Source organism: Rhodococcus sp. NPDC047139, assembly GCF_040643435.1.
In the GTDB taxonomy this organism is placed as follows: Bacteria; Actinomycetota; Actinomycetes; order Mycobacteriales; family Mycobacteriaceae; genus Rhodococcus.
Genome location: NZ_JBEYUH010000008.1, coordinates 1 through 25,111, shown reverse-complemented (window position 1 = coordinate 25,111; position 25,111 = coordinate 1). Strand labels below are relative to the sequence as shown.

Here is a 25,111-nt window from a genome sequence, read left to right as displayed (position 1 = left end):
TCTCAGTCCTCCTGCTTCCGCACCTGGATGCCGGGGACGACGCGTCGCCCGCGCAGGGCGACGGCGCCGAGCTCGCGGCTGCTGCCGGGTTCGAAGCGCTGCGAGGTCCCCGACGGGATGTCCAGGCGGAAGCCCTGCGCGCGTTCGCGGTCGAACTCGAGGGCCGCATTCGCGTCCGGAAGGTGGATGTGTGAGCCGATCTGGATGGGGCGATCACCGGTGTTGAGGAAGACGAGGGTGATGCGCTCGTCGTCGGAGCGGTCCGCGTTGAGGGTGAGGGAGCCCTCGGCGACGCGAATCGCTCCGGGTCCCGAAATCGATCCGGATGCCATGTCGGAGCTCCCTTTCAGGAAATCGGGTGGTGGATCGTGACCAGCTTGCGTCCGTCCGGGAAAGTGGCCTCGACCTGCACGTCGGTCAGCATCTCGGCGACGCCGTCCATGACCTCGTCGCGGGCGAGGACCTCGCGGCCCTTCATCATGAGGTCGGCGACGTCGGCGCCTTCGCGTGCTCGTTCGATCACCCAGGTGGACAACAGGGCAACGGCTTCGGGGTAGTTCAGTCGGACGCCGCGGTCCCGCCGGTCGCGTGCCACCATGCCGGCGACGGCCAGAAGGAGTTTCTCGGTGTCGGCGGGAGTCAGCTGCATACGTCGTTCTTTCGTGCGAGTCGGCGGTCGTGCAATCGATGCCGATCATGCGCGGCTCTTGTTTCGCGGACGTTACCCCTGCGTATCGCGGAGAAATCCGGACGCGTCGGCCTCAGAAGCGCTGCCGCACTGCGAGATCCCCGAAACGGTCGGAGTAGGGGGTGTCGTTGTCGACAGTGCCGAACCACTGGCCGATCCTGTGCTCGGCATTGGTTCAGGTATCCGTCAGGCCGTGCGAATCGAGGTGGTTTCGTACACCGTGAACGAAGTCGCTTCCGACCCCCGACACGTCGTTCGACATGGCGGGGAGCGGCGGGCATGTAATTCGACATGAACACACTCCGGGTGGGGTGAGCGACCGGCGATGCGGATCCGCCAGAAGTCGCCGTCGCGCACGCTCTCGGCGATCGTGTAATCACCGCGCCCGGCCGGACCGAAGCGCCGGAGGACGGCGGTGACCGCGGCCTGTTGAGGCGGGAACAGATCGGTGTACCCGCGCAGATGATCGGGGTGGACTCGCCCCGAGAAGTATTCCTCGACGGTCGCGACGGATGATTCGGCATCGAGGCCGCCGTAATAGACTCCGTCGGGCACGATGACGACGTTGGCTGCGAACCTGTCTCCGCCTACGTGGGTGCATTCCCAGACCTGCTCCGGCCGCCGCTCCGCCAGGGCACGCGCCACCGGCCGTCCGCGTACGGCGCAGCAGGGGTCGTGCCGGCCGTGGGTGCAGACCAGAAGGACAGGTGGACCGCCGCGGGCTCCCGAAAGGCCGAGGGCGGTGGCGATCTGCGCCAGATCCTCGTCACGACTCCACATGCCCCACTGCTGACGGAAGGCGCCCGAATTCTCGTGGCGCAGCACTGCCCAGCGGTCGGGGCCGTCGTGCCGCCGGGCTCCTGGGCGTTTGACCAGCAGTATTCGCGCACGTGCCGCCTTCGCGGCGGACAAGACGAGTCTCTTGGTCGCAGCCTGGAGATGGAGGCCTTCGAATCCGTCGATCGGCCATCTGCCTCGGTACTCGATGAGAACCCAGACGAAGCCGCGTGGTGCCGTGCCTGCCATCGGGTCACCGCGCGTTCGGGCGTCGTCCGAGCAGAAGAAGCGTTCGGCAGTCGGCACGGCGTTCCCTCAGGGTTCCACGGGGATGAGGATCCCCGCGCGTAGCAGGCGTTCGACCAGATCCATCCCGAGCGTCTCGGCGAGATGAGGTTCGCCGTCGAGTAGATGTATGACGCACGGCAGGTCACCGTCCGGCACGGCGAACCGGCCCACACGCGAGTGCAGGTACGAATCTTCCAGTCGCGCTTGCAGGCCGCCGCGAAGTCGCACGACCGTCTCGGGCTGCAGGTCGCGGATGGCGGCGAGTTGGGCGAGTGGCCCCAGCGGCGCCGGACGTCCCTGTTCTCGGCGGCTCCGGTGGAGCAGCGAAGTGGGGTCGGACCGAGCCAAGGCGGCAATGAGATGCTCTCGGACAGAGTCGATTTCGTCTCCGTTTGTGTCGAAGCCCAACGGCAGCGCACGGCGCATCTCGGGTTCGTCACCCAGCGCGGTGAGTGCGGCCCGGGTCAGGTGCTCTGCCAGCGCATAGCGTGTCCAGCTGTGGATACCGACTGTGAGATGGATGGAGATCTCACCCTGTGCCTCGGCGGCGTGTAGCCAGCCGCGCGGCAGGTAGAGACAATCGCCGGGTTCGAGCACGGTGTCGATGTATGCCGGCCTCGTCGCGGCCTCGGCGATGGCGGAGCGATGATCGGTCCAGGGCTGATGGCGCAGCGGATCCGGGTGGACGGGCTCGTGGATCACCCACCGCTTGGTTCCCTCGATCTGCACGATGAAGACATCGTGGACGTCGTAGTGGTCGTCGAATCCTCGGCTCCGAGGTGGAGTGACGTATGCATTGACCTGGACGGGATGTCCGAGCTCGGTGCTCAACTCGGTACCGAACTTCGAGACCGGTTCCCACGTGCGGTGCAGAGCTTGAAGGACGAAGGTCGCCCCGTCGGCGAAGTTGCGCCACAGCATCGTGTCGTCGAGCTGGTCGGCGATGGTGGCGCCCACGCCGGCTGGGGAGGTGAATGCCGAGTCGGGCAGCGTCACCCCGTCCTTGACCACACGAAGAAATGGTGTGCGGAGTCCCCGTCGCGAGATCAGCTCGTCGATCGCCTCGAATGAACACAGGTCGGAGAAATCGCAGACGCCACGAGTGAGTAATGGTGTGCGGCCCCAGACCTCGCATGCAAATCTTTCACGGCCGATATCGATCAGGCGCGCTTCCAGAACTCCGACGCCTGCCTCGGTGCCGGTTTCCTCGGCGCCCGTGCGAGGGGTACTCACACCTAGGTGCCTCCGTCGGCACCGCCGTCAGCGCCTCCGTCGGCACCGCCGTCTGCGCCTCCGTCCGCACCGCCATCTGCGCCTCCGTCCGCACCGCCGTCAGCGCCTCCGTCGGCACCGCCATCTGCGCCCCCGTCCGCACCGCCATCTGCACCGCCATCTGCACCGCCATCGTGAACACCCGGCACACCGGCGGCGCCGCCGTCCGCCGGACCCTCGTCGTCGTGCGGGTCCTGCTGTGAATCGGTCATGCTTCCTCCCAAAATCGAAAGGTCGGAGCACCGGTGTCGGAGAGGCGTCGAACCCCATACCGGTCCGCTCTTCGCGTGTGGTTCAGCTTATCCGGGCGAATCAGCCGACACGTGGTATCCGACATCATCGAAAGACACCGCAGTTGTGACCTGTGGGAGCGATCCCGGACGAGGGCGGCTCAACCCACCCTCACCGTGCATCCCGGCCTCAGTTCGGCGATCCGGCCCCCGCACTCGATCTCGATCGCTCGGACAGCCTGCACGTCTTCGTTCAGGGTAGGTCGCACACTGCCCCGCAGAAGATGAAACGCACACCGCAGGTGTGTCTGCGGCACGACTGTTCGGAACAGGCCCCCGAAGGCCCTGACATAAGGGAGGTCGAGGAACACACTGAAGACTCGAAGGATGCCTGCCGCGCTACCGTCGAAAGGCTCTGCCATGGCTGTCCTGGTCGCCTACGCCACCGCCGGAGGATCGACGCGTGGCGTCGCCGAACGAATCGCGACGGGGCTCGAGGGCTGCGGCACGGTGGAACTTCGGAACTCGACCGAGGTCGATTCGCTGAGGAGGTACGAGGCGTTGATCATCGGCAGTGCGATCCACAACGGGCAATGGTTGCCCGCGGCGGCCGAGACGGTCGAGCGGTTGCGTGCGGAACTCGAGGGACGCACGGTGTGGGCATTCTCTGTCTCCTCGGTCGGGGCGACGAGCACGACTCTCTCGCCCCGGCTGGCGAGATATCTGCGTCGGGCTACTCCGGAACCGAAGGCGGTGCAGGATCTGCGTTCCGTGGCGGATGTGTGTGATCACCGATTCTTCGCAGGTGCGATCACCCCCGGCGACTGGCCGGGATTCGGCCGCATCGTCTTCCGGCTGATGGGGGGACATTACGGCGATGCGCGCGACTGGGACGACATCGACGAGTGGACGGGACGTATCCGGACCCAGCTCGTCGAGAATCCGATGTGATCAGGAGTGTTCCGGTCGGGCCGGACGACGGGGCGGGGTCCTGTTCTGCGATCTCGCGTGCTCCTCAGGGTGGACCCGAGATCGTTCGCTCGCCGGGACACCGGATGCGCTGTCGGTCAGAGGGAACGTCGCGTCGATCGACGTCCGCGTGGCCGCGCCACGATGTCGTCGAACGCATCGATCAGCCCGGCCGGATACCAGCGAGGATCCGTCTCGGCTGCGGTGGCGACGAGCAGCACCTGCCGTTCGCTCGCCTCGGATGCGATCGCCGCGAGCCGTTTCCCGCCTTCGACGCCGAGTGCCGCGACCGTCGCAGCCAGGTCGGCAACGAGAAGCACACGTCGTCGTCCGGCGAGCGGTGTGTCGAGTCCGGTCACCGCGCAGGCGATCTGTTCGGCCGTGGCGGCCCAGCTGCACGAACTCGACGGAATCGCGGCGGGTTCCCCGAGCCAGTGATGCCGACGGTGCGGATCGACGACGACGAGTTCGTGGGTGTCACAGGTCAGTACCGTCATGGCGATCAGATCGAGCGACACACTCGGCGACGAGCGGCGCTCGTCGCGCTGGATCAGAAGGTTGCGTCCGGCCGTGAGATCCCATGACACGGGCGTGCCGTCGCTGTCGCGTCCGAAGGGGATCGTGGTCCTGCACCGGGTCGTCCGCACGGCGCGTTCGCTCTGCGGGCGAGGGGATCGCAGCGGGACCGAGTGAGAGCACGTCCGGCGGACAGGCGGAGTGACGGGCATCGACATGGTGGATCCGTTTCGTATCGCTGGTCCGGAAGGGGTCTTCGGACGCGAGAACTGTAGGACACGGGACCGACAGAAACGACCGGCAGTACCGTTCGCGCGCGGTAAGGACACCGGAGAACTACAGTCGGGAACATGCGTCCCCTTGCTACAGTCCTCGCCACAGTGGCCCTCACCGCGCTCGGTGGCCATATCGCGACCGCCGCTCCCGCTCCGGTCGTCGACGGCAACGGGGCGATCGCCGCTCCGTCGAGTACTCAGATCTCCTTCGCACACACACCCACCGGAGTGCGGGCAGGAACCGCGAACGAGCACGAATCGCGCGCCGGTGTCTCCATCGTGAAGCTCTACCTCGCGGAATACGTCTTCACCCACGGCGATCCGGCCGATCACGCCGACGCGAGCGAGATGATCCGTGCTTCGAACGATGCCATCGCCGACCGCCTGCACGCGAAATACCCGCAGGCGATCTCGTCGACGGCAACCGAGTTCGGACTCACCGACACCTACGTACCGGGCTATTGGGGGGTCGGCACCACCTCGACGCACGACATGGTCACCTATCTCGAGACCAAGAAGCGCACCGATCCTGCTTCGCCGGTGCTCGCCGCGATGGCGTCGGCCTACGGCACTGCGGCCGACGGATATCCGCAGAACTACGGCACGGCGTTGCTCGCCGGGGTGATCGGCACGAAATGGGGATGGAGCAACGATCGTTCGTTTCACGCCTCCGCATCGTTCGGGCCCGATTTCTCGGTTGCGGCGTCGACCTACGGCTCCGCGGCGCAGCTCACCGAGCATGTCCTCGGTGCCTTCACGGAGGGCACGCCGCCCGGGCCGGAATCCGGTCTTCGCCTGCAGGACTGCGCTCCGCTCGCCTGGCTCGCCGGCGATCCGCTGCTCGGGGCACCCGCGCAGCTTCTCCTCGACGGCCTGCCGCCCGCTGTCACGGACGTGATCTGCAGCTGACCCCACGGCCGGCCGCCGAGAGGCGGGTCAGACGCGGCGCATCACCGACACGACCGTGCCCAGTACCACCGCCTCGTCACCGTCGAGAACGGGATAGGCGGCGTTGCGGGGTTCGAGATGGATGTGGCCGCCTCGGCGCCGGAAGACCTTCACCGTGGCCTCGCCGTCGATCATCGCCGCGACGATCTGACCGGAGTGGGCTTCGTGCTGCCGGCGAACGACCACGACGTCACCGTCGCAGATCGCCGCGTCGATCATTGAGTCGCCCCGCACTCGCAGCGCGAACACCGTACCGGAGCCGACCAGATCGCGGGGGAGGGTGAGAACGTCGTCGGTGTGTTCCTCGGCGAGAATCGGTGCACCTGCCGCGATGTCGCCGACGACCGGCACGGTCACCGTATCGTCGGAAGATCGCTGTCCGCCGGAACCGTCGAGGAACGGCCGCACGTCGAGTTGGCGGGTCACAGCGGAACCCCGTCGGAGGAAACCCTTGTCCTCGAGAGCCTTCAAGTGCTTCGAGACCGTCGACGTCGACCGTAGACCCACCGACTCGGCGATCCGGCGGGTGCTCGGCGCCGATCCGTGAGCGACGATCCAGTCCCGGATCGCGACCAGGATCTGCTGTTGGCGCATCGGGAGGGCGGAGGCGTCGAGGCCACCGAAGAGGTCGGAATCGTCGTAACCGGTCATCGACGAATGGTATCGGCGGCCCGAAGGCGGCCGCGGCAGTGGTGCCCCCGGTGAGACTCGAACTCACACTGGACGGGTTTTGAATCCGTTTCCTCTGCCAATTGGGATACGGGGGCGTTGCGGACACCACTGTAGAGGATCAGGTGAAGCGGACGAACACCGGTACCCTTTGAACGTTCGACCCCCGCAACGGGGACCCATCAGTACCGAGGGGAAGGCCCGACAATGACCTCCGCGCCGCACGACAGCACACCAACTCCGCGTCGGGTCGTCGTAGCGGAAGACGAGGCCCTGATCAGGCTCGATCTGGTGGAGATGCTGCGAGAAGAGGGCTACGAAGTCGTCGGTGAGGCCGGGGACGGGCAGCGTGCCGTGGAGCTCGCCGAAGAACTCCGGCCCGATCTGGTGATCATGGATGTCAAGATGCCGCGCCGCGACGGCATCGACGCGGCCTCGGAAATCGCGCAGCGCCGCATCGCCCCTGTGGTGATTCTCACAGCCTTCAGCCAGCGTGAACTCGTCGAGCGCGCCCGGGACGCCGGCGCGATGGCGTATCTCGTCAAGCCCTTCTCGAAGACCGACCTCGTGCCCGCCATCGAGGTCGCGGTCAGCCGCTTCTCGGAACTCCGCGAACTCGAACGCGAGGTGCACGGTCTCAATGAGCGTTTCGAGACCCGCAAACTCGTCGACCGGGCGAAGGGGTTGCTCATGGAGAAGCACGCGATGACCGAGCCGGAGGCATTCCGGTGGATCCAGCGGGCCGCGATGGACCGCCGCACCACGATGAGGCAGGTCGCCGTCGTCGTTCTAGAGACCCTCGGGGGAAACGCCGACGGGTAGTTGCCCGAAGCGGTTTCGCGTGGGCGTAACACTCTGCCGCGTTACCACGACGTCAAATCTCCGCCCTGCAGATAACGGTCGTATCACAAGGATTTCCGTCCGTATCGCTGGGTCCTCTCGGCCGCTATGTTTCGACCACATCCGGAAATCCGCCGGATGCGGAGTCAGGCGTTCGAAGGAGAGTTGAATGGCAAGACGGACTTTGGTCCGCGCCGTAGCGGTACTCGGTGCTGCGACGCTCGCCCTCGCCGGGTGTGGTTCGGACAGCGATGATTCGACGTCGGGCACGACGTCGGGTGACGACGCGTCGGCGTCTGCATCGACCGTCGTGACCGACTGCGAACCGGCACAGGCCACGGCTGGGACGACTCCGGTCACGGGGCCGCTGAAGATCGGCACGATCCTCCCGGAGACCGGAAGTCTCGCCTTCCTGGGGCCACCGGAGGTCGCCGCCGTCCGGCTCGCCGTCGACGAGATAAATGCCGCGGGCGGTGTTCTCGACCAGCCCGTCGAACTGTTCCCCGGTGATTCCGGCGACACGACGACCGACACCGCGAACACCACCGTCGACCGTCATCTCGCGAACGGCACACAGGTGATCATCGGTGCCGCCTCGTCGTCGGTCTCGCTCAAGGTGATCGACAAGATCGTCAGCGCCGGCGTGGTGCAGTTCTCGCCGGCGAACACCTCCGACCAGTTCGTCTGCTATCCCGACCGCGGACTGTACTTCCGCACGGCGCCCACCGACGTGCTGCAGGCGCAGGCACTTGCGCAGCTGATCGCCGAGGACGGGGCGCAGCGAGTGTCGATCATGGCATTGAACGACCCCTACGGCACCGGCCTCGCCGACAACACGGTGAGCAACCTCGTCGATGCGGGTGTCCCGGAAGATCAGATCCAGAAGATCATCTACGACCCCAATGCGCAGTCGTTCAACGCAGAGGTCGACCAGGTGGCCAATTTCGCGCCGGACGCTGTGGCGCTCATCGGTTTCGAAGAGTCGGCGAAGATCATCACCCGCATGCACGAGGTCGGCATCGGTCCGTCCGACGGTATGGCGGTCTTCGGCGTCGACGGCAACATGGGTAACGCACTGGGCGAGAACATCGCCGACGGACTGCTCGAAGGCATGGCAGGGACAACTCCGCTGACCGACACCGGGGAGGAATTCCAGCAGCGCCTGCGCGGCGTCGATCCCGGACTGATCGACTTCAACTACGCAGGCGAGTCGTACGACGCCGTCGTCGTCTCGGCGCTGGCCGCCGTTCAGGCGGGGTCGACCGCGGGGGTGGACATCGCCGCGAACATCAACTCGGTGACCCGTGACGGGGAGAAGTGCACTACCTACCAGCAGTGTCTGGATCTGCTCCGATCCGGCGCGGACATCGACTACGACGGTGTGACCGGCGAACTCAGCTTCGTGGACGCGGGTGAGCCGGGCGTGGGCTCGTACGGCCGGCTGGTCTTCGGTCCCGACAACACGGTGACCACGGAGGACTACATCGTGGTGGGCGCGGAGTGATCCGAACGTCGTGAGCGAGGGGGTGACCGCCGACCGGCGGTCACCCCCTCGGCTTCTCGCGGCTGCCTGCCAGGGTGCCCAGATACAATTCCACGACCTTCGGGTCGCGCATGAGATTGGCGCCGGTGTCGGTGTAGGCGTTGCGGCCCTGGTCCAGAACATATCCGCGATCGCAGATCTGCAGGCAGCGACGCGCATTCTGCTCGACCATGATGATCGACACGCCCGCCGCGTTGATCTTCTTGCACCGGATGAAGACCTCGTCCTGGAACATGGGCGACAGGCCGGCGGACGGCTCGTCGAGCAGCAGCACCGACGGCTCCATCATCAGAGCCCGCCCCATGGCCACCATCTGACGTTCCCCGCCCGACAGGGCCCCGGCCTTGACCTTCCGGCGTTCGGCGAGCAACGGGAACAGGGACGCCACCCTCTCGAAATTCTTTTCGAAGTCCTTGGGGCGCAGATATATTCCCATCTCGAGGTTCTCCTCGATGGTCAGTGAGGGAAACACGTTCCGGGTCTGCGGTACGTAACCGAGTCCCTTGCGCACGAGGGTGTGCGCCGGCGCCGAGGTGATCGGATCCCCGTCCAGCGTGACGATGCCGCTGCGCACCGGGATGAGCCCGAACAATGCCTTCAGCAGGGTCGACTTGCCGGCCCCGTTCGGGCCGATGATGCCCACGATCTCACCGTCGCGCAGATAGAAGTTGCAGCCACGCAGGATGTCGACACCGGGGAAGTAACCGGCCACGAGGTCGTCCGCGCGCAGCAGTGCGTCGGTGGCGAGACGGGCGTGTTCCTCCGGGCTCGCGGCGCGCTCGGCCGGTGTGGTGCCAGGTGTGGGAGAGATGTTGTCGTTCACGGCTTCTCCAGGGGTTTCGCCGGCGGGTCCGTCGATGCGACATCGGGGTCGGACAAGTCGCCGCCGGTTTCGAGGGTCTTGGCTTCGGCATCGGCGAGAGCATCGGCCAGTTCGGCGGTCGCGCCGACGGGGTTGCCGTCCTCGTCGAACTCCAGCGCCTGGTCGTGATGACTGCCCAGATAGGCGTCGACCACGGCCGGGTCGGAGGACAGTGCGTCCGGAGGTGCCTCCGCGATCACCGAGCCCTGCGCCATCACGACCACCCAGTCGGAGATGTCGCGGATCACGTCCATGTCGTGTTCGACGAACACCACGGTCGTGCCGTCGTCGCGCAGTGCCTTGATGTGTCCGAGCAGGGTCTGCGTGAGCGCCGGATTCACCCCGGCCATCGGCTCGTCGAGCATCACGACCGTCGGCTCGGTCATCAGTGCACGCGCCATCTCGAGCAGTTTGCGTTGCCCACCGGACAGTGAGCCGGCGAAGTCGTCGGCCTTCGCTGCCAGGCCGAACCTTTCGAGCAATTCCTGTGCGCGCGCCGTGATCTGCCGTTCCTGCCCGCGCCACGTCCAGGGCAGGAGTGCGCCCGCCATGCGCTCACCGGTCTGGTGACGGGCGCCGAGGCGGACGTTGTCGAGGACCGTCATCTTCGACAGTGCCTTTGTGAGCTGGAAGGTGCGCACGATCCCGTGGCGCGCCACCTGGTGGGGGTGGAGCCGGCCGAGCGGGACACCGTCCATCGTCCATGTGCCCGTGTCGGGCCGGTCGAAGCCGGTGAGCAGATTGAACAGGGTGGTCTTGCCCGCACCGTTCGGGCCGATCAGTCCCGTGATGCAGGACCGCTGGATCTCGAGATGGCCGACGTCGACCGCCTTGAGTCCGCCGAAGGTGCGGCACAGGCCGTCGACGACAAGGATCGGATCGGGTTTGGCGGAGCCGGGCGTGTGGGCGACGTCGGCGAACAACGCCGCGCGTTCGTCCGCGGTGAAGCCGGTCCGGGGCTGCCCGGATGCGGGTGGATCGGATGGGGTCGTGTCAGGCATCGAGTTGCACCTTCCGCTTGCTTCCCAGGATGCCTTGCGGCCGGAATATCATCAGCACCGCGATGAGGATGCCCAGCAGTACGAACCTCATCGCTCCGACCTGCTGTTCGGTGAGCGGAAGCAGCGGGTCCGGCCCGGCGATCGCCTGCCGCAGGAAGGCATCGGGAAGGGTGAGCAGGAACCAGAACAGCATCGCTCCGAGCACCGGTCCGAAGACCGTTCCCGCGCCGCCGAGGATGAGGGCGCCGAAAGCGAAGAAGGTCTGGGCGGTCGAGTAGAAGTCGGGATTGATCGACTTGGTCTGCAGCGCATTGAAGATGCCACCGAGGCCGCCGATCATGCCGCCCAGCACCAGGGCCTGCATCTTGTAGACGAAGACGTTCTTGCCGAGCGCCCGGGCCGCGTCCTCGTCCTCGCGTACGGCCTCGAGGACCCGCCCCCAGGGGCTGTGCGACAGGAGATAGACGAGGCCGCACAGCAGCAGGACGAGCGTCCAGCCGACCACCATCGCCCACAGGTCGTCGCCGTAGAACCGCATCCCCAGCAGGTTGTACTGGCGGCTCGAATCGAACGGGCTCAGAGAGGTGAACGGGTCGGCGAATCCCCACAGGCCGCGCGTGGATCCGGTCACCGAGTCGGACGCGGTGGAGCGGAAGACCAGACGCAGGATCTCCGCCGCCGCGATCGTTGCGATCGCGAGATAGTCGGCGCGCAACCTCAGAGTGGGAATGCCGAGGACGAGCGCGAGCAGACCCGCCAGTGCGAGTCCGACGAGGACACCTACCCACAACGGCTGGTCGTAGGTGACGGTCATGATGCCCACGCCGTAGCCGCCGAGCAATGCGAACCCGATCTGCCCGAAATTCAGCAGACCGGCGTAACCGAAGTGCAGGTTGAGGCCGATCGCGAGCAGCGCGTAGAAGATCGCTGATGGCCCGATGAGCTGGGCAAAGGAAATTTGTAGTACTGCAACGAGATCCATGGATCACCCGATCCTTGTCCGACTGCCGAGGATGCCCTGGGGGCGGATGACCAGGATGACGATGAGCACGAGCAGACCGCCGATGTACTTCAGGTCGGGATTGATCACCAGAGTGGACAACTGCACGAGCAGACCCACCACGACGCATCCGACCAGCGCACCGTAGGCGGTGCCGAGGCCGCCGAGGATGATGCCGGCGAACATCAGCAGGAGCAGCTTGAATCCCATCTCCCACTGCACGCGCCCGCCGAGTTCGGAGAGTCCGAACAGAACCCCGCCGAGCGCTGCGAGCCCACCACCGAGGCCCCACACGAACCGGACCACACGCTCGACGTCGATGCCCGACGACGCCGCGAGATCCCGGTTGTCGGCCACCGCCCGCATCGCCTTGCCGATCCTGGTGCGCTGCAGCAGAAATGCGACCCCGACCAGCACCACGAGGCTGATCACGATGCATGCGAGGTTGACCGGAGTGATCGCGATCGGTCCCCAGACGAGCTGTCTCTGGGCCTGGTAATCGTCGAACGGCTGGGTTCGGTCGGAGAAGAAGGCCAGGATGAGATAGCGCAGCGAGATCGCCAATCCGATCGACACCACCAACTGCGCGATGAGGCCGGTTCGGCGACGCCGGAGCGGAGCCCAGATCAACGAGTTGTTGAGCAAACCGATGATCACGCCGACCACTACCGCCAGGATCGTGGCCGGGATCAGCTGGATGCCGACGGTGACGTTGAAGATCCACGCCGCGACCGCGCCCAGGGTCACCAACTCGCCGTGAGCGAAGTTTGTCAGGCCGGTGGTGCCGAAGATGAGACTCAGCCCCACCCCGGCGATAGCGATGACCAGCCCGAATCGCAAACCGTCGATCAGCGTTCGGATCAACGTCTCGCCCCAGGACACCGTCGAACCCGATCGTGCCTCCCCGAACGAGAAGATCACCGTGTTCGCCCGGCCCGCCGTCACCTCGCGTGTCACGGAAGTCTGGACGGTCACCTCGTCGGGAAGGCTCTCGGCGTCCACCTCGAAGATGTAGGTTCCGGGCGGCAGGGTCAACTCCCAGCGTCCGTCATCGGCGGATTCGGTTTCCGCAACCACCTCACCGGTACTCGTCGTGGCGCGGACGCCTACCCCCTCCAGGCGCTCACCGGCATTGTTGAGGGTTCCGCGGACCGTCGTGCCCTCCGCCGTCTCCTCGCCCCCGGGGGACGCGGGCGCGGTGGTCGTGGGCGGGTCGGGAGGATCCTGTGCAGAAGAGAATCCGGCGCCGAGGAAGAAGAACAGGGCACTCGCGAGGGTGACGAGTACGGCTCCGACCGTTCGGCGAAATGTCGATCTCGGTGGTCGCTGACGTCCCGAAGTTGGGGCCACACAGGTCCTTCCGGCTGGTGCGCTGTGCTCGAGCGCAGCATTGCGCCCGGGCATCACCCGAACCGCGATGATGCCGGGCCTCGGTCTCGTGACAGGGGACTCTAGCGGCTGAAACGGGACTTCAGGGAAAAACTTGATCACCCGGACGTTTCGGTCTCATTTCCCCAGGGAACGACCACATCACCATCCCGGAGAGTTGCAGGTCGGACGGTCCGGCCGACGCTGTCGTCGCCGGTCCCTAGACTGGCACGCGTGACCCGTGCATCCACTTCTACGACGTCCACTGCGGCCGCCGACGACCGCCCGACCCTATTGCTCCTCGACGGCCACTCCCTCGCCTTCCGCGCGTTCTACGCGCTGCCGGCCGAGAATTTCAAGACCCACAGCGGGCAGACCACGAACGCGGTCTACGGGTTCACCTCCATGCTCATCAATCTGTTGCGCGACGAGCAGCCCACGCATGTCGCCGCCGCATTCGACGTCAGCCGCAAGACCTTCCGCGCCGAACTGTTCGCCGCGTACAAGGCTCAGCGCAGTGCCGCACCCGACGACTTCAAGGGCCAGATCGACATCACCAAGGATGTGCTCGGTGCGATGGGCATCCCGGTCATGGCCATCGAGGGCTACGAAGCCGACGACATCATCGCGACCCTCGCCACCCAGGCGCACGCCCAAGGCTTCAAGGTGCTCGTGGTGACGGGCGACCGCGATGCGCTGCAACTGGTCAACGGCGACATCACGGTGCTGTATCCGCGGCGCGGGGTGTCCGACCTCACCCGGTTCACCCCCGAAGCAGTGGAGGAGAAGTACGGGCTCACTCCCGAGCAGTATCCGGACTTCGCGGCGCTGCGCGGCGACCCGAGCGACAACCTGCCGGGAATCCCCGGCGTCGGGGAGAAGACCGCCGCGAAATGGATTCGCGAGTACGGAAGTCTCGGCGAGCTCGTCGACCGCGTCGACGAGGTGCGCGGAAAGACCGGCGACGCCCTGCGGGAGAATCTGTCCAACGTGCTGCTCAATCGCCAGCTCACCGAGATGGTGCGCGACGTGGCCGTGCCCTACACCCCCGAACAGCTCGCCCTGGCCCCGTGGGACCGCGACCGGATCCATCGGTTGTTCGACGACCTCGAGTTCAAGGTGCTGCGCGACCGGCTGTTCGAAACCCTCTCCTCGGCAGAGCCCGAGGCAGAGGAGGGCTTCGAGGTTCGCGGCGGCATCGTCGAGCCGGGCGCGCTCGGCGACTGGCTGGCCGAGCACGCCCCTGCGGGTCGACGCCACGGCCTCGCCGTCGTGGGCACCGGCACCCCCTACGGGGGCGATGCGAGCGCGATCGCCGTGGCCGGCGCCGACGGGGAAGGCGCCTATGTGAGCACCGTGGCGCTCACCCCCGAGGACGAGAATGCCCTCGCCGCGTGGCTGGCGGACCCTGCGGTGGAGAAGGCCGTGCACGAGGCCAAGCCCGCCATCCACGCGCTGCGTGGACGCGGCTGGTCGCTGGCCGGTATCACCAGCGACACTGCACTCGCGGCCTATCTGGTGCGGCCGGGGCAGCGCTCGTTCAAGCTCGACGATCTGTCGCTGCGCTACCTCAAGCGTGAACTGAGGGTGGAAGATACCGGAGCGCAACAATTGTCGCTGCTCGACGATGAGGATGCGGCAGACGCGCAGGCGGCCGAGAACCAGATTCTCGCGGCGCGTGCCGTCGTCGACCTCGCCGCTGCCCTCGACACCGAACTCGAGGAGATCGAATCCGTCCGGTTGCTCACCGAGATGGAACTTCCCTTGCTCGAGGTGCTCGCCGAACTCGAGGCGACCGGAATCGCCGTGGACGCCGCACATCTGTACGACCTGCAGTCGGAGTTCGCCGCCGAGGTCGCTGCCGTGGCGAACGCCGCCTACGAGGTCATCGGTAAGCAGATCAACCTCGGTTCGCCGAAGCAGCTCCAGGTGGTGCTCTTCGACGAACTCGAGATGCCGAAGACGAAGAAGACCAAGACCGGCTACACCACCGACGCGGACGCACTGCAGAGCCTGTTCGACAAGACCGCGCACCCGTTCCTCGAGCATCTCCTCGCGCATCGCGAATCGACGAGAATGAAGACGACCGTGGACGGACTGATCAAGTCGATCGCCGACGACGGCCGCATCCACACCACCTTCAACCAGACCATCGCGGCCACGGGACGACTGTCGTCGACCGAGCCGAATCTGCAGAACATCCCCGTGCGTACCGAGGCCGGTCGCCGAATCCGCGACGGCTTCGTCGTAGGTGACGGCTTCGACGTGCTGCTCACGGCCGACTACAGCCAGATCGAGATGCGCATCATGGCCCACCTGTCGGGCGACGAGGGACTCATCGAGGCCTTCCGCACCGGCGAGGATCTGCACACCTTCGTCGCGTCGCGGGCCTTCGGTCTGCCGCTCGAGGAGGTCACCCCCGAACTGCGCCGGCGGGTCAAGGCGATGTCCTACGGGCTCGCCTACGGATTGAGCGCGTACGGTCTGGCGCAGCAGCTGAAGATCTCCACCGACGAGGCCCGCGAACAGATGGAGGCCTATTTCACCCGGTTCGGTGGGGTGCGCGACTATCTGTACAACGTGGTCGAGGAGGCCCGCAAGGTCGGATACACCTCGACGCTGTACGGGCGACGGCGGTACCTGCCCGATCTCAACAGCGACAATCGGCAGCGCCGGGAGATCGCCGAGCGCGCGGCGCTGAACGCTCCCATCCAGGGCACGGCCGCCGACATCATCAAGGTCGCGATGATCGACGTGCGCAACGCCCTGGGTGAGGCGGGGCTGCGCTCGCGGATGCTGTTGCAGGTGCACGACGAACTCGTTCTCGAGGTGGTCTCCGAAGAACGCGAGCAGGTCGAGGCACTCGTGCGCGAGAAGATGGATTCGGTGATCGAACTGTCGGTGCCGCTCGAGGTGTCGGTCGGCTACGGCCGCAGCTGGGACGCCGCCGCACACTGAGCCCGGGTGCACACGACGGCGCCCGCCCCGGTGCAGGGGCGGGCGCCGTCGGTGAGAGCAGGTCAGCCCTGTTCTGCGCGAGCCTCGGCGATCTGCTTGCGCACGTCGTCCATGTCGAGGTTCTTGACCTGCGTCACGAGATCCTCGAGCGCTGCGGGCGGGAGCGCGCCCGCCTGGTTGTAGACGAGGATGCCCTCGCGGAACGCCATGATGGTGGGAATCGAGCGGATGTTCGCCGCCGCCGCGATGGCCTGCTCGGCTTCGGTGTCGACCTTCGCGTGCACGACGTCGGGGTGCTTGTTCGACGATGCCTCGAAGGTGGGAGCGAACTGTTTGCAGGGGCCGCACCAATCGGCCCAGAAATCCACGAGCACGATGTCGTTGCTCGTGACGACCTCGTCGAAGGTCTGCTGGGTGAGAGTCGTGGTTGCCACGGAAATCCTTTCGGTCGGGCGTGTCGACGGATCCAACATCCGGCCGCCGTCGTTTCTTCCCGTTACGTCTTCCTTCCGCCACGCTACGTGACGGCACATCTTCGGGGGAGGCATCGAGAGCGCCGAACGGAGGGATGCGTCACACGCCCACCGGTGCGCCGGGACGGCGGAAGGTGCGGCGGTAGGCCTGCGGGGTGGTCTGCCGCAGGCGCAGGAAATGCTGACGCAGCACGGCAGCGGCGCCGAAACCGACACGATCGGCCACCACGTCGACGGGCAGGTCCGTCTCCTCGAGCAGTCGCTGGGCGGCCAGCACACGCTGGTCGCGGAGCCAGCGGGCGGGTGTGACCCCGACCTCCGCCACGAAGCGGCGCGCGAACGTGCGCGGCGACATGTGTGCCTTCTGGGCGAGCGCGGCCACCGGAAGTTCCTGATCGAGATGCGCACTCATCCAGTCGAGCAGGGGCGCGAGCGACTCGTCCTCGCATTCCGGCAGCGGCATCGCGACGTACTGCGCCTGTCCGCCGTCGCGGTGCGGCGGTACGACCATGCGCCGGGCGATCGTGTTCGCCACGTGGGATCCCTGCGCGGTGCGCACGATGTGCAGGCACAGGTCGATGGCGGCGGCGGTGCCTGCGGACGTGAGAACCGGGTGGTCGTCGACGTAGAGCACGTCCCGGTCGACCTGCGCCCTCGGGTACATCCGGGAGAGGCGTTCCGCATGCCTCCAGTGGGTCGTGCAGCGCCGCCCGTCGAGCAGTCCTGCGGCCCCGAGCACGAACGCCCCGGTGCACATGCTCGCCACGCGCGTGCCGCGGTCGACCGCCGCGCGAAGTTTCGCGAAGAACGGTTCGAGGCGCTCGTCGTCGAGGCCCGGGGCCCCGCCGTCCACGGCCGGCAGCAGGATCAGGTCGGCGTCGTCGAGGGCATCGAGGGCGTGGGGCGCGTCGATGGTGAATCCGAACCGGGTCCGCACAGGTTCTGCCGTTGTTGCGACGAGGCGGAAGTCGTAGGTGGGCAGGCCGTCGTCGGACCGGTCGAAACCGAACACCTCGCATGCCACACCGAGTTCGAACGTCTCCACGCAGGGAAGGAGGGGGACGGCCACCTTCTCGAGCCTGCCGGTGGTTGCCGTTGTTCCGGACACGGAACCAGTGTGACAGCTCGATGGCAGAAAAACGATGCTTTCCGACAATTCTGCCACTGTCGGGCGCGCTCGCGAGGCAGCAGGCTCGAAGCATGATCCTGCTGGTCTTCGTGCTCCTGGTGACCTTCCTTCTCCTCGACGTGCTCGCGCTCACCGGACGCACGCCCGACACTCATCGGGAAGTGACGCAGTTCGGCGACTTCCGCTTCTGAGCTCGGCCGCCCACCGCTCAGGTGAGCAACCACTCCCGCTTCGCCTCGCCGTCCCAGCGCCGCACCCCCGCGCTCGACCCGGCCAGTTGCCGTTCGGGAGTCTGAGCCGCGATCACGGCCGCCCCGACCCGCGCTGCCGGCACCCGCCGCGCGAGGGTGACGTGCGGTGTCCACTCACCCGGCCGGATGTGCTCCGGGACACCGGAGCACCCCGCGAGCACCTCGAAGATCCGCGCGTGCAGCTCGAGCAGTTCGATCGACGGCACGACCGTGCGGGCCAGCGTTGCGTACCGTCCACCGAAGACCACTACACCCCCCAGTCGCAGGCTGAGCCGTCGTACCGTGATCGCCGCCCGTGTCGCGTCCTCGAGTTCGGGCGGCAGTATCCGGGCGACGAACAGCGTCACGTGCGGTCTGTTGGATTCGGACCGGACGCGCCCTTGACTGTGGTGGATACCTGCGTCGAGCAGGCGGGCCCACTCGTCCCGCACCGCCGCATCGAGTGGGGCGTCGAGGAGGAGTTCCACCGATTGGACCACGGTAGGCAATGATGATCGGGTGACCGACGCCACCGCAACACCTCGGAGCCACCGCATCGGTCTTCTCGAAGGAGACGGCATAGGTCCCGAGATCGTTCCGGCCACCCGCACTGTCGTCGATGCGGCGGTCGCAACAGCCGGGGGAGCGGCGATCGACTGGGTACCGCTGCCCGTGGGCGCCACCGCGATCCACACCCACGGCAGCCCGCTGCCGCAGGTGACCCTGGACGCCCTCGCCGGCCTCGACGCGTGGATCCTCGGTCCTCACGACAGTGCCTCGTACCCGCCGGAGTTCCGCGGACAGCTCACCCCCGGCGGACGGATCCGCAAGCACTTCGACCTGTACGCGAACATCCGTCCGGCCTGCGCGTTGCCGGGAGCACCGGCCCTCTCGCCGAAGATGGATCTCGTCGTCGTCCGCGAGAACACCGAAGGCTTCTACGCCGACCGCAACATGGCCGTCGGCAGCGGCGAATTCATGCCCACGCCCGATTTGGCGCTCGCGATCGGAGTCATCACCCGTGCCGCCTGCGAACGCATCGCCCACACCGCTTTCGACCTTGCCTCGCGGCGCCGCAAACACGTCACCATCGTCCACAAGGCGAACGTGCTCGCTCTCACGACGGGTCTGTTCCGCGACGTGTGCCGAGAGGTAGGGCGTCTCTATCCGGGGGTCACCGTCGACGACCAGCACGTCGATGCGATGGCCGCACTGCTCGTGCGTCGAGGCGACGAGTTCGATGTCATCGTGACGGAGAACATGTTCGGCGACATCCTGTCGGATCTCGCCGCCGAACTGTCCGGCTCGCTCGGCACCGCCGCATCGATCAACGCCTCGCGCACCAAGGCCATGGCGCAGGCCGCGCACGGCGCCGCACCGGACATCGCGGGGCAGGGGCGCGCCGATCCCATCGCGCTGATGCTTTCCGCGGCAATGCTTCTCGACCGCCTCGGCGCTCGTGTCGACATCGGCTTCTCCGCAGCCGCCCGCCGCATCGAGGACGCCGTCCGCACCACGGTCGCGGCGGGCATCGCCACCGCCGACCTCGGTGGCACGGCGTCGACGGCGGAGTTCACAACCGGGGTGGTCGCACGCCTCGGGGGCTGAACGCAAGTTGCATTCGCCCCCACCCCCGGTTGGATACTGTGCGACTGTGAATCGAGCAGTGCACACCCGCCGAGCGTCCGGTCGCGGTCGTGTCCGGACGTCGGCCGTGCTGGCGGGAGGGGCGGTCGTGCTCGCCCTCACGGCCGGGTGCGTGGTCAACACGGAGTCGACGATCCCACCGGGCGAGCGCATCCGGGCGGAGAAGGTCGACGCAGTCGCAGATCAGGTGCCCCCCGACATCGCCGACGGCGGAACCCTCGAGGTCGGGGTGAACGTCCCGTATGCCCCCAACGAGTTCAAGGACGACGACGGAACCATCGTCGGCTTCGGCGTCGAACTCGTCCAGGCCCTCGGTGACGTCCTCGGGCTGACGGCGGTCTTCGACGAATCGGACTTCGACCGGATCATCCCCGCGGTCCAGGCCGGAACCTTCGAGATGGGATCGTCGTCCTTCACCGACACGAAGGAACGAGAGGAATCCGTCGACTTCGTCACCTATTACAGCGCCGGTGTGCAGTGGGCGCAGCGCACCGGCGAGCCCGTCGACCCCGACAACGCGTGCGGCCTGCGAGTCGCGGTGCAGACCACGACCATCGAGGACATCGAGGAGGTCCCGGCCAAGAGCGAGGAGTGCGTCGCTCGCGGGCTCCCGCCCATCGACAAGGTCAAGTACGACAGCCAGGACGAGGCCGCGAACGCTCTGATTCTCGGCCGGGTGGACGCGCTGTCCGCAGACTCTCCGGTCACGGCCTACGTCATCTCCCGCAGCGAAGGACGCCTCGAACCGGCGGGTGAGATCTTCGACGCCGCGCCCTACGGATTCGTCGTCGCCAAGGGTTCGCCGTTCGCTCCCGTGCTGCAGCAGGCGATGCAGTACCTGATCGATTCCGGTGCCTACGGCGAGATCGCCGCCCGCTGGGGCATGGAGGACGGCACGATCACCAGGTCGCAGATCAACGGCGCGACGAGCTGAGAGAGGGAACCATGAGCGAGTCCACGTCCGCGAGATCCGCGGAACCGCGACCGGACGAACCGGAACCGATACGTGCAGTACCCCTGCGGCATCCGGGACGATGGATCGCCGGCGCGATCATCCTGATCGCCCTCGGGCTGTTCGCATGGGGCGCGGCGACCAACGAGGCCTACCGCTGGGACATCTACGTCCAGTACCTGTTCGACCGTCGCATCACCGCCGCCGCCTGGAAGACCGTGCAACTGACGGTCCTCGCAATGGTCATCGCCGTGGCGCTGGGCGTGGTGCTGGCCGTGATGCGACTGTCCCCGAATCCGGTGCTGCGCTCGGTCGCCTGGCTCTATCTGTGGATCTTCCGCGGCACCCCCGTATACGTGCAGCTCGTGCTGTGGGGATTGTTCCCGTCGATCTACAAGCAGATCGACCTCGGGATCCCGTTCGTCCACCAGTTCGTCCACATCGACGTGCAGGGCCTGAACGCGGCGTTCCTGTTCGCCGTCATCGGCCTGGCGCTCAACGAGGCGGCGTACATGGCGGAGATCGTGCGGGCCGGCATCACGTCCGTGCCCGAAGGGCAGGTCGAGGCGTCCACCGCACTCGGGATGTCGTGGTCGCAGACGATCCGCCGCACCGTGCTCCCGCAGGCGATGCGGGTGATCATCCCGCCCACCGGCAACGAGCTCATCAGCATGCTCAAGACGACCTCGCTCGTCGCTGCGGTGCCCTACAGCCTCGAACTGTACGGACGGGCGCGCGACATCTCGGGGGCGAACTTCCAGCCGATCCCGCTGCTTCTCGTCGCGGCCACCTGGTACCTCGCGATCACCAGCATCCTCATGATCGGCCAGTACTACCTCGAACGGTACTACTCGAAGGGGTTGAGCCGGCAGCTCACCGCACGTCAGCTGCAGGCACTCGCCGACGCACAGAACGCACCGGTCACCGAGGCCGGCAAACCGACGCCGAAGCCCGGCGCACCCGGGGAGGAACATCTATGACGTCCGTCGACACGCCGATGGTGCGGGCCGATCGGGTCTGCAAGAGCTTCGGTGCAGTCAAGGTGCTCAAGGGCATCTCGCTCGAGGTCGGGCGAGGCCAGGTCACGTGCCTGATCGGCCCGTCCGGATCGGGCAAGTCGACCTTCCTCAGATGCATCAACCACCTCGAACGCGTCGATGCCGGTCGCCTGTACGTCGACGGCGAGCTCGTCGGCTACGCCGAGCGCGGATCGAAACTCTACGAACTCCATCCGCGGGTCGCCGCGCGGCAACGGCGCGACATCGGCATGGTGTTCCAGCATTTCAATCTGTTCCCGCACCGCAGCGTGCTGGAGAACGTCGTCGAGGCACCGATCCTCGTGAAGAAGGTCGACCGTGACGTCGCCATCGAGAAGGCGCGGGATCTGCTGGCACGGGTGGGACTGGCCGACAAGGTCGACGCTTATCCCGCCCAGCTCTCGGGTGGACAGCAGCAGCGCGTGGCGATCGCCCGCGCGCTCGCCATGGACCCCAAGCTCATGCTGTTCGACGAGCCCACCTCCGCCCTCGACCCCGAACTCGTCGGTGAGGTGCTCGCGGTGATGCGCGATCTCGCCGAGGGAGGCATGACGATGGTCGTGGTCACCCACGAGATGGGATTCGCGCGGGAAGTCGCCGACCAGCTGGTGTTCATGGACGACGGCGTGGTCGTCGAGTCCGGTGATCCCCGCACGGTGCTCGCCGACCCGAAGGAGAGCCGCACCCGGGAGTTCCTGTCCCGGTTGCTGTGATGCCCGGCTCAGCCGGGTTTACGGCTGCAGAAGATGGCGGTGCCGGGGAAGATGGAGCCGCGCAGCGGGCTCCACTGCCCCCACTCGCGGTCCAGATGCTCGGGCCATTCGGGCTCGACGATGTCGTAGACCTCGAGACCTGCGGCGACGAGCTCGCGCACCCGATCTCCCACGGTGCGGTGATGCTCGGCGTAGGTCGCGCGACCCGTCGGGTCGACCTCGACGTAAGGGGTCCGGTCGAAGTAGGGGAACATCGCGATCAGGCCCTGCTCACCCGGGTCGTCGGGGAAGATCCACCGCATCGGGTGGTTCACCGAGAATACCCATCGTCCGCCGGGCCGCAGCACCCGTGCGACTTCGCGCATGACACGGGCGGAGTCGGCGGCGAAGGGCACCGCGCCGAACGCCGAACACACGATGTCGAAGCTCGCGTCGGCGAACGGCAAATTCTCGGCGCCGGCCTGCACGAGCGGGACGATCGGCCCGGAGGTGGACATCGCGGCCAGACCGCGTCGCAGCATCCCGGCCGAGATGTCCAGTCCGATCACTCGGGCCCCCTGTCCCGCCAGCCAGCGCGCGCAGGGGGCGGAACCACACCCGAGTTCGAGGACGTCGCGCCCGGCGACCGGGCCGAGCAGTTCCACGTCTGCCTCGTGCAGACCTTCGGGGCACCACACGAACTCCCCGTCGGCGGAGTCCACGCCGAGGAATTCGCCGTGGGTGCGGTGGTAGTCCTCGGTGTCGGCGTCCCACCACACCCGGTTGGCGTGCTCGCTCTCACGGGAGCCGAGCCGGGTCCGGGTCGCCCGGGTCTCGCCGAGGATCGCTTCCGCGACGGCATGCCGGCCGGTGTCGTCGTCGGTTCCCGTCGGCTCGTCGGAGGGGTCTGAAACAGGGATGTTCTCGGAGCCGGGCATGTGCTCGAGACTAGTGGGTCGGGGTGGACACAACGACATCGGTTTGCCCGGCTCCCCCCCGGGCGCGTAGCCTGGTGATCGCGAGTGTCCGCAGTTCGGCCCGAGGTCGATCGACGTAGCTCGCCGTGATTCGCGCATCGCCTTGTCGCAGTGAGTGATTCACGTGCCCGACCGCATTTGACCAACCGACTATCAACCCGTCCGGAGCAACTCAACACATGGCCTCCACCACCGTCACCTCGCCGCAGGTAGCCGTCAACGACATCGGCTCCGCCGAGGATTTCCTCGCCGCCATCGACGCCACGATCAAGTACTTCAACGATGGCGACATCGTCGAAGGCACCATCGTCAAGGTCGATCGCGATGAGGTGCTGCTCGACATCGGTTACAAGACCGAAGGCGTCATCCCGTCCCGCGAGCTCTCCATCAAGCACGATGTCGACCCCAACGAGGTCGTGTCGGTGGGCGATGAGGTCGAGGCTCTTGTTCTCACCAAGGAGGACAAGGAAGGCCGTCTGATCCTGTCCAAGAAGCGTGCGCAGTACGAGCGCGCCTGGGGCACGATCGAGGAGCTCAAGGAGAAGGACGAGGCCGTCAAGGGCACCGTCATCGAGGTCGTCAAGGGCGGCCTGATCCTCGACATCGGCCTGCGCGGCTTCCTGCCCGCCTCGCTCGTCGAGATGCGTCGCGTCCGCGACCTCCAGCCGTACGTCGGCAAGGAGATCGAGGCCAAGATCATCGAGCTCGACAAGAACCGCAACAACGTGGTCCTGTCGCGCCGCGCATGGCTCGAGCAGACCCAGTCCGAGGTCCGCAGCGAGTTCCTGCACCAGCTCCAGAAGGGCCAGGTCCGCAAGGGCGTCGTGTCCTCCATCGTCAACTTCGGCGCGTTCGTCGATCTCGGCGGTGTCGACGGCCTCGTGCACGTCTCCGAGCTGTCCTGGAAGCACATCGACCACCCGTCCGAGGTCGTCGAGGTGGGCACCGAGGTCACCGTCGAGGTTCTCGACGTCGATCTCGATCGCGAGCGCGTGTCGCTGTCGCTCAAGGCCACCCAGGAAGATCCCTGGCGTCAGTTCGCCCGGACCCACGCGATCGGCCAGATCGTGCCGGGCAAGGTCACCAAGCTCGTTCCGTTCGGTGCGTTCGTGCGCGTCGAAGAGGGCATCGAGGGCCTCGTCCACATCTCCGAGCTGGCCGAGCGCCACGTCGAGGTCCCGGACCAGGTCGTTGCGGTTGGCGACGACGCGATGGTCAAGGTCATCGACATCGACCTCGAGCGTCGTCGTATCTCGCTGTCGCTGAAGCAGGCGAACGAGGACTACACCGCCGAGTTCGACCCGTCGAAGTACGGCATGGCCGACAGCTACGACGAGCAGGGCAACTACATCTTCCCCGAGGGCTTCGACCCCGAGACCAACGAATGGCTCGAGGGCTACGAGAAGCAGCGCGAGGAGTGGGAGTCCCGCTACGCGGAGGCCGAGCGTCGCCACAAGATGCACACCGCTCAGATCGAGAAGATGGCTGCCGACGAGGCCGCCGAGGCTGCAGCCGGCACGTCCGGTGGCAACTACTCGTCCGAGTCGGGTGCCGAGGCTGCACCGGAGACCGGCGGCGGATCGCTCGCGAGCGACGCCCAGCTCGCCGCTCTGCGCGAGAAGCTGTCGGGCAACGCCTGATAGATATCGTTCCCACGGACGGCCCCGCACCACACGGCGGGTTCACATGATCGTCGCAACACTCTCAACGAGAGGTTGCGACGATCATGTCGTTTGCGGAGGACTGCGACCGGTTCGGTAACCATCTGGC

General features: G+C 66.8%; 25 protein-coding genes and 1 tRNA gene. 10 read left to right on the top strand and 16 right to left on the bottom strand.

Translation table 11 applies throughout. The features are described from left to right. Nucleotides 1-2: 2 nt before the first annotated feature. From ureB to ABZ789_RS12340, 5 genes are all read right to left on the bottom strand, one after another. Nucleotides 3-332, bottom strand: a complete 330-nt coding sequence (ureB, locus tag ABZ789_RS12360; RefSeq protein ID WP_358423973.1) for an urease subunit beta — start codon at nucleotides 330-332, stop codon at nucleotides 3-5. 14 nt (nucleotides 333-346) lie between these two features. Further along, entirely contained in the window at nucleotides 347-649 is a 303-nt protein-coding gene (locus ABZ789_RS12355; RefSeq protein WP_358423971.1) for an urease subunit gamma, read from the bottom strand. Nucleotides 650-874: 225 nt separating this feature from the next. After that, a complete protein-coding gene (locus ABZ789_RS12350) occupies nucleotides 875-1,771 on the bottom strand; it encodes a sucrase ferredoxin (protein ID WP_358423969.1) in 897 nt (298 codons plus the stop codon). Nucleotides 1,772-1,780: 9 nt separating this feature from the next. Continuing rightward, complete coding sequence (locus tag ABZ789_RS12345; RefSeq protein WP_358423967.1) at nucleotides 1,781-2,986, bottom strand: cupin domain-containing protein; 1,206 nt, start codon at nucleotides 2,984-2,986, stop codon at nucleotides 1,781-1,783. A 2-nt stretch (nucleotides 2,987-2,988) separates the two neighbouring features. Continuing rightward, nucleotides 2,989-3,237, bottom strand: coding sequence for a hypothetical protein (locus ABZ789_RS12340; RefSeq protein WP_358423965.1), 249 nt, complete (start codon nucleotides 3,235-3,237; stop codon nucleotides 2,989-2,991). Between the two features lie 438 nt (nucleotides 3,238-3,675). On the opposite strand from ABZ789_RS12340, the gene ABZ789_RS12335 reads away from it, so the two are divergent. Further along, a complete protein-coding gene (locus tag ABZ789_RS12335) occupies nucleotides 3,676-4,206 on the top strand; it encodes a flavodoxin domain-containing protein (protein WP_358423963.1) in 531 nt (176 codons plus the stop codon). 116 nt (nucleotides 4,207-4,322) lie between these two features. Here the strand turns inward: ABZ789_RS12335 and ABZ789_RS12330 are convergent, their stop codons facing one another. Further along, nucleotides 4,323-4,811: a hypothetical protein gene (locus tag ABZ789_RS12330; protein ID WP_358423961.1), complete on the bottom strand. Its 489-nt coding sequence runs from the start codon at nucleotides 4,809-4,811 to the stop codon at nucleotides 4,323-4,325. A 279-nt stretch (nucleotides 4,812-5,090) separates the two neighbouring features. On the opposite strand from ABZ789_RS12330, the gene ABZ789_RS12325 reads away from it, so the two are divergent. Continuing rightward, nucleotides 5,091-5,924 (top strand): hypothetical protein, encoded by an 834-nt coding sequence (locus ABZ789_RS12325; protein ID WP_358423959.1) that lies wholly within the window; start codon nucleotides 5,091-5,093, stop codon nucleotides 5,922-5,924. A gap of 27 nt (nucleotides 5,925-5,951) precedes the next feature. On the opposite strand, the gene lexA is transcribed toward ABZ789_RS12325, so the two are convergent. Together lexA and ABZ789_RS12315 are read right to left on the bottom strand one after the other, a co-directional pair. After that, the gene (gene lexA, locus ABZ789_RS12320) at nucleotides 5,952-6,614 is read right to left on the bottom strand and encodes a transcriptional repressor LexA (protein WP_358423957.1); all 663 of its coding nucleotides are present in this window, start codon (nucleotides 6,612-6,614) and stop codon (nucleotides 5,952-5,954) included. 39 nt (nucleotides 6,615-6,653) lie between these two features. Beyond that, nucleotides 6,654-6,730: transfer RNA gene (locus ABZ789_RS12315), tRNA-Leu, on the bottom strand. Nucleotides 6,731-6,839: 109 nt separating this feature from the next. On the opposite strand from ABZ789_RS12315, the gene ABZ789_RS12310 reads away from it, so the two are divergent. Together ABZ789_RS12310 and ABZ789_RS12305 are read left to right on the top strand one after the other, a co-directional pair. Beyond that, nucleotides 6,840-7,454 carry a response regulator gene (locus ABZ789_RS12310; protein WP_358423955.1) on the top strand — a complete coding sequence of 205 codons (615 nt, stop codon included), beginning with the start codon at nucleotides 6,840-6,842 and terminating at the stop codon, nucleotides 7,452-7,454. Nucleotides 7,455-7,641: 187 nt separating this feature from the next. Next, nucleotides 7,642-8,976, top strand: coding sequence for an ABC transporter substrate-binding protein (locus ABZ789_RS12305; RefSeq protein WP_358423953.1), 1,335 nt, complete (start codon nucleotides 7,642-7,644; stop codon nucleotides 8,974-8,976). Between the two features lie 40 nt (nucleotides 8,977-9,016). On the opposite strand, the gene ABZ789_RS12300 is transcribed toward ABZ789_RS12305, so the two are convergent. The 4 genes from ABZ789_RS12300 to ABZ789_RS12285 are packed head-to-tail and all read right to left on the bottom strand — an operon-like array spanning nucleotide 9,017 to nucleotide 13,228. After that, nucleotides 9,017-9,838, bottom strand: coding sequence for an ABC transporter ATP-binding protein (locus ABZ789_RS12300; RefSeq protein ID WP_358423952.1), 822 nt, complete (start codon nucleotides 9,836-9,838; stop codon nucleotides 9,017-9,019). After that, nucleotides 9,835-10,878, bottom strand: a complete 1,044-nt coding sequence (locus tag ABZ789_RS12295) for an ABC transporter ATP-binding protein (RefSeq protein ID WP_358423950.1) — start codon at nucleotides 10,876-10,878, stop codon at nucleotides 9,835-9,837. The genes ABZ789_RS12300 and ABZ789_RS12295 overlap by 4 nt, the downstream gene beginning before the upstream one ends. After that, nucleotides 10,871-11,860 (bottom strand): branched-chain amino acid ABC transporter permease, encoded by a 990-nt coding sequence (locus ABZ789_RS12290; RefSeq protein ID WP_358423948.1) that lies wholly within the window; start codon nucleotides 11,858-11,860, stop codon nucleotides 10,871-10,873. The genes ABZ789_RS12295 and ABZ789_RS12290 overlap by 8 nt, the downstream gene beginning before the upstream one ends. A 3-nt stretch (nucleotides 11,861-11,863) precedes the next feature. Continuing rightward, complete coding sequence (locus ABZ789_RS12285) at nucleotides 11,864-13,228, bottom strand: branched-chain amino acid ABC transporter permease (protein ID WP_358423946.1); 1,365 nt, start codon at nucleotides 13,226-13,228, stop codon at nucleotides 11,864-11,866. A gap of 252 nt (nucleotides 13,229-13,480) precedes the next feature. Here ABZ789_RS12285 and polA point away from each other — a divergent pair, with 252 nt between their 5' ends. Continuing rightward, a complete protein-coding gene (gene polA, locus ABZ789_RS12280; protein ID WP_358423944.1) occupies nucleotides 13,481-16,204 on the top strand; it encodes a DNA polymerase I in 2,724 nt (907 codons plus the stop codon). Between the two features lie 62 nt (nucleotides 16,205-16,266). On the opposite strand, the gene trxA is transcribed toward polA, so the two are convergent. The 3 genes from trxA to ABZ789_RS12265 all read right to left on the bottom strand — a co-directional run bounded on the left by trxA (nucleotide 16,267) and on the right by ABZ789_RS12265 (nucleotide 18,536). Then, on the bottom strand, nucleotides 16,267-16,638 hold the full coding sequence (trxA, locus tag ABZ789_RS12275; RefSeq protein WP_358423942.1) for a thioredoxin: 372 nt from the start codon (nucleotides 16,636-16,638) through the stop codon (nucleotides 16,267-16,269). 139 nt (nucleotides 16,639-16,777) lie between these two features. Beyond that, entirely contained in the window at nucleotides 16,778-17,785 is a 1,008-nt protein-coding gene (locus ABZ789_RS12270; protein WP_358423940.1) for a helix-turn-helix domain-containing protein, read from the bottom strand. Between the two features lie 229 nt (nucleotides 17,786-18,014). Next, nucleotides 18,015-18,536 carry a 2'-5' RNA ligase family protein gene (locus ABZ789_RS12265; RefSeq protein ID WP_358423938.1) on the bottom strand — a complete coding sequence of 174 codons (522 nt, stop codon included), beginning with the start codon at nucleotides 18,534-18,536 and terminating at the stop codon, nucleotides 18,015-18,017. A gap of 19 nt (nucleotides 18,537-18,555) precedes the next feature. Between ABZ789_RS12265 and ABZ789_RS12260 the strand changes: the two genes are divergently transcribed. The 4 genes from ABZ789_RS12260 (at nucleotide 18,556) to ABZ789_RS12245 (ending at nucleotide 22,385) form a co-directional block, all read left to right on the top strand. After that, the gene (locus ABZ789_RS12260) at nucleotides 18,556-19,644 is read left to right on the top strand and encodes an isocitrate/isopropylmalate family dehydrogenase (RefSeq protein WP_358423936.1); all 1,089 of its coding nucleotides are present in this window, start codon (nucleotides 18,556-18,558) and stop codon (nucleotides 19,642-19,644) included. Nucleotides 19,645-19,750: 106 nt separating this feature from the next. Beyond that, nucleotides 19,751-20,617: an ABC transporter substrate-binding protein gene (locus tag ABZ789_RS12255; protein WP_358424287.1), complete on the top strand. Its 867-nt coding sequence runs from the start codon at nucleotides 19,751-19,753 to the stop codon at nucleotides 20,615-20,617. Nucleotides 20,618-20,628: 11 nt separating this feature from the next. Next, nucleotides 20,629-21,615: an amino acid ABC transporter permease gene (locus ABZ789_RS12250; protein WP_358423934.1), complete on the top strand. Its 987-nt coding sequence runs from the start codon at nucleotides 20,629-20,631 to the stop codon at nucleotides 21,613-21,615. After that, a complete protein-coding gene (locus tag ABZ789_RS12245; RefSeq protein WP_358423932.1) occupies nucleotides 21,612-22,385 on the top strand; it encodes an amino acid ABC transporter ATP-binding protein in 774 nt (257 codons plus the stop codon). The genes ABZ789_RS12250 and ABZ789_RS12245 overlap by 4 nt, the downstream gene beginning before the upstream one ends. An 8-nt stretch (nucleotides 22,386-22,393) precedes the next feature. On the opposite strand, the gene ABZ789_RS12240 is transcribed toward ABZ789_RS12245, so the two are convergent. Next, a complete protein-coding gene (locus ABZ789_RS12240) occupies nucleotides 22,394-23,302 on the bottom strand; it encodes a class I SAM-dependent methyltransferase (RefSeq protein WP_358423930.1) in 909 nt (302 codons plus the stop codon). A gap of 218 nt (nucleotides 23,303-23,520) precedes the next feature. On the opposite strand from ABZ789_RS12240, the gene rpsA reads away from it, so the two are divergent. Next, the gene (gene rpsA / locus ABZ789_RS12235; protein ID WP_358423928.1) at nucleotides 23,521-24,981 is read left to right on the top strand and encodes a 30S ribosomal protein S1; all 1,461 of its coding nucleotides are present in this window, start codon (nucleotides 23,521-23,523) and stop codon (nucleotides 24,979-24,981) included. The last annotated feature ends 130 nt before the right edge of the window (nucleotides 24,982-25,111 follow it).

Excerpts from the sequence above, each read along its gene's own strand:
- ureB (WP_358423973.1), bottom strand. The coding sequence starts at position 332 with ATGGCATCCGGATCGATTTCGGGACCCGGAGCGATTCGCGTCGCCGAG.
- ABZ789_RS12355 (WP_358423971.1), bottom strand. The coding sequence starts at position 649 with ATGCAGCTGACTCCCGCCGACACCGAGAAACTCCTTCTGGCCGTCGCC.
- ABZ789_RS12340 (WP_358423965.1), bottom strand. The coding sequence starts at position 3,237 with ATGACCGATTCACAGCAGGACCCGCACGACGACGAGGGTCCGGCGGAC.
- ABZ789_RS12335 (WP_358423963.1), top strand. The coding sequence starts at position 3,676 with ATGGCTGTCCTGGTCGCCTACGCCACCGCCGGAGGATCGACGCGTGGC.
- ABZ789_RS12325 (WP_358423959.1), top strand. The coding sequence starts at position 5,091 with ATGCGTCCCCTTGCTACAGTCCTCGCCACAGTGGCCCTCACCGCGCTC.
- lexA (WP_358423957.1), bottom strand. The coding sequence starts at position 6,614 with ATGACCGGTTACGACGATTCCGACCTCTTCGGTGGCCTCGACGCCTCC.
- ABZ789_RS12310 (WP_358423955.1), top strand. The coding sequence starts at position 6,840 with ATGACCTCCGCGCCGCACGACAGCACACCAACTCCGCGTCGGGTCGTC.
- ABZ789_RS12305 (WP_358423953.1), top strand. The coding sequence starts at position 7,642 with ATGGCAAGACGGACTTTGGTCCGCGCCGTAGCGGTACTCGGTGCTGCG.
- ABZ789_RS12295 (WP_358423950.1), bottom strand. The coding sequence starts at position 10,878 with ATGCCTGACACGACCCCATCCGATCCACCCGCATCCGGGCAGCCCCGG.
- ABZ789_RS12290 (WP_358423948.1), bottom strand. The coding sequence starts at position 11,860 with ATGGATCTCGTTGCAGTACTACAAATTTCCTTTGCCCAGCTCATCGGG.
- ABZ789_RS12250 (WP_358423934.1), top strand. The coding sequence starts at position 20,629 with ATGAGCGAGTCCACGTCCGCGAGATCCGCGGAACCGCGACCGGACGAA.
- ABZ789_RS12245 (WP_358423932.1), top strand. The coding sequence starts at position 21,612 with ATGACGTCCGTCGACACGCCGATGGTGCGGGCCGATCGGGTCTGCAAG.
- ABZ789_RS12240 (WP_358423930.1), bottom strand. The coding sequence starts at position 23,302 with ATGCCCGGCTCCGAGAACATCCCTGTTTCAGACCCCTCCGACGAGCCG.
- rpsA (WP_358423928.1), top strand. The coding sequence starts at position 23,521 with ATGGCCTCCACCACCGTCACCTCGCCGCAGGTAGCCGTCAACGACATC.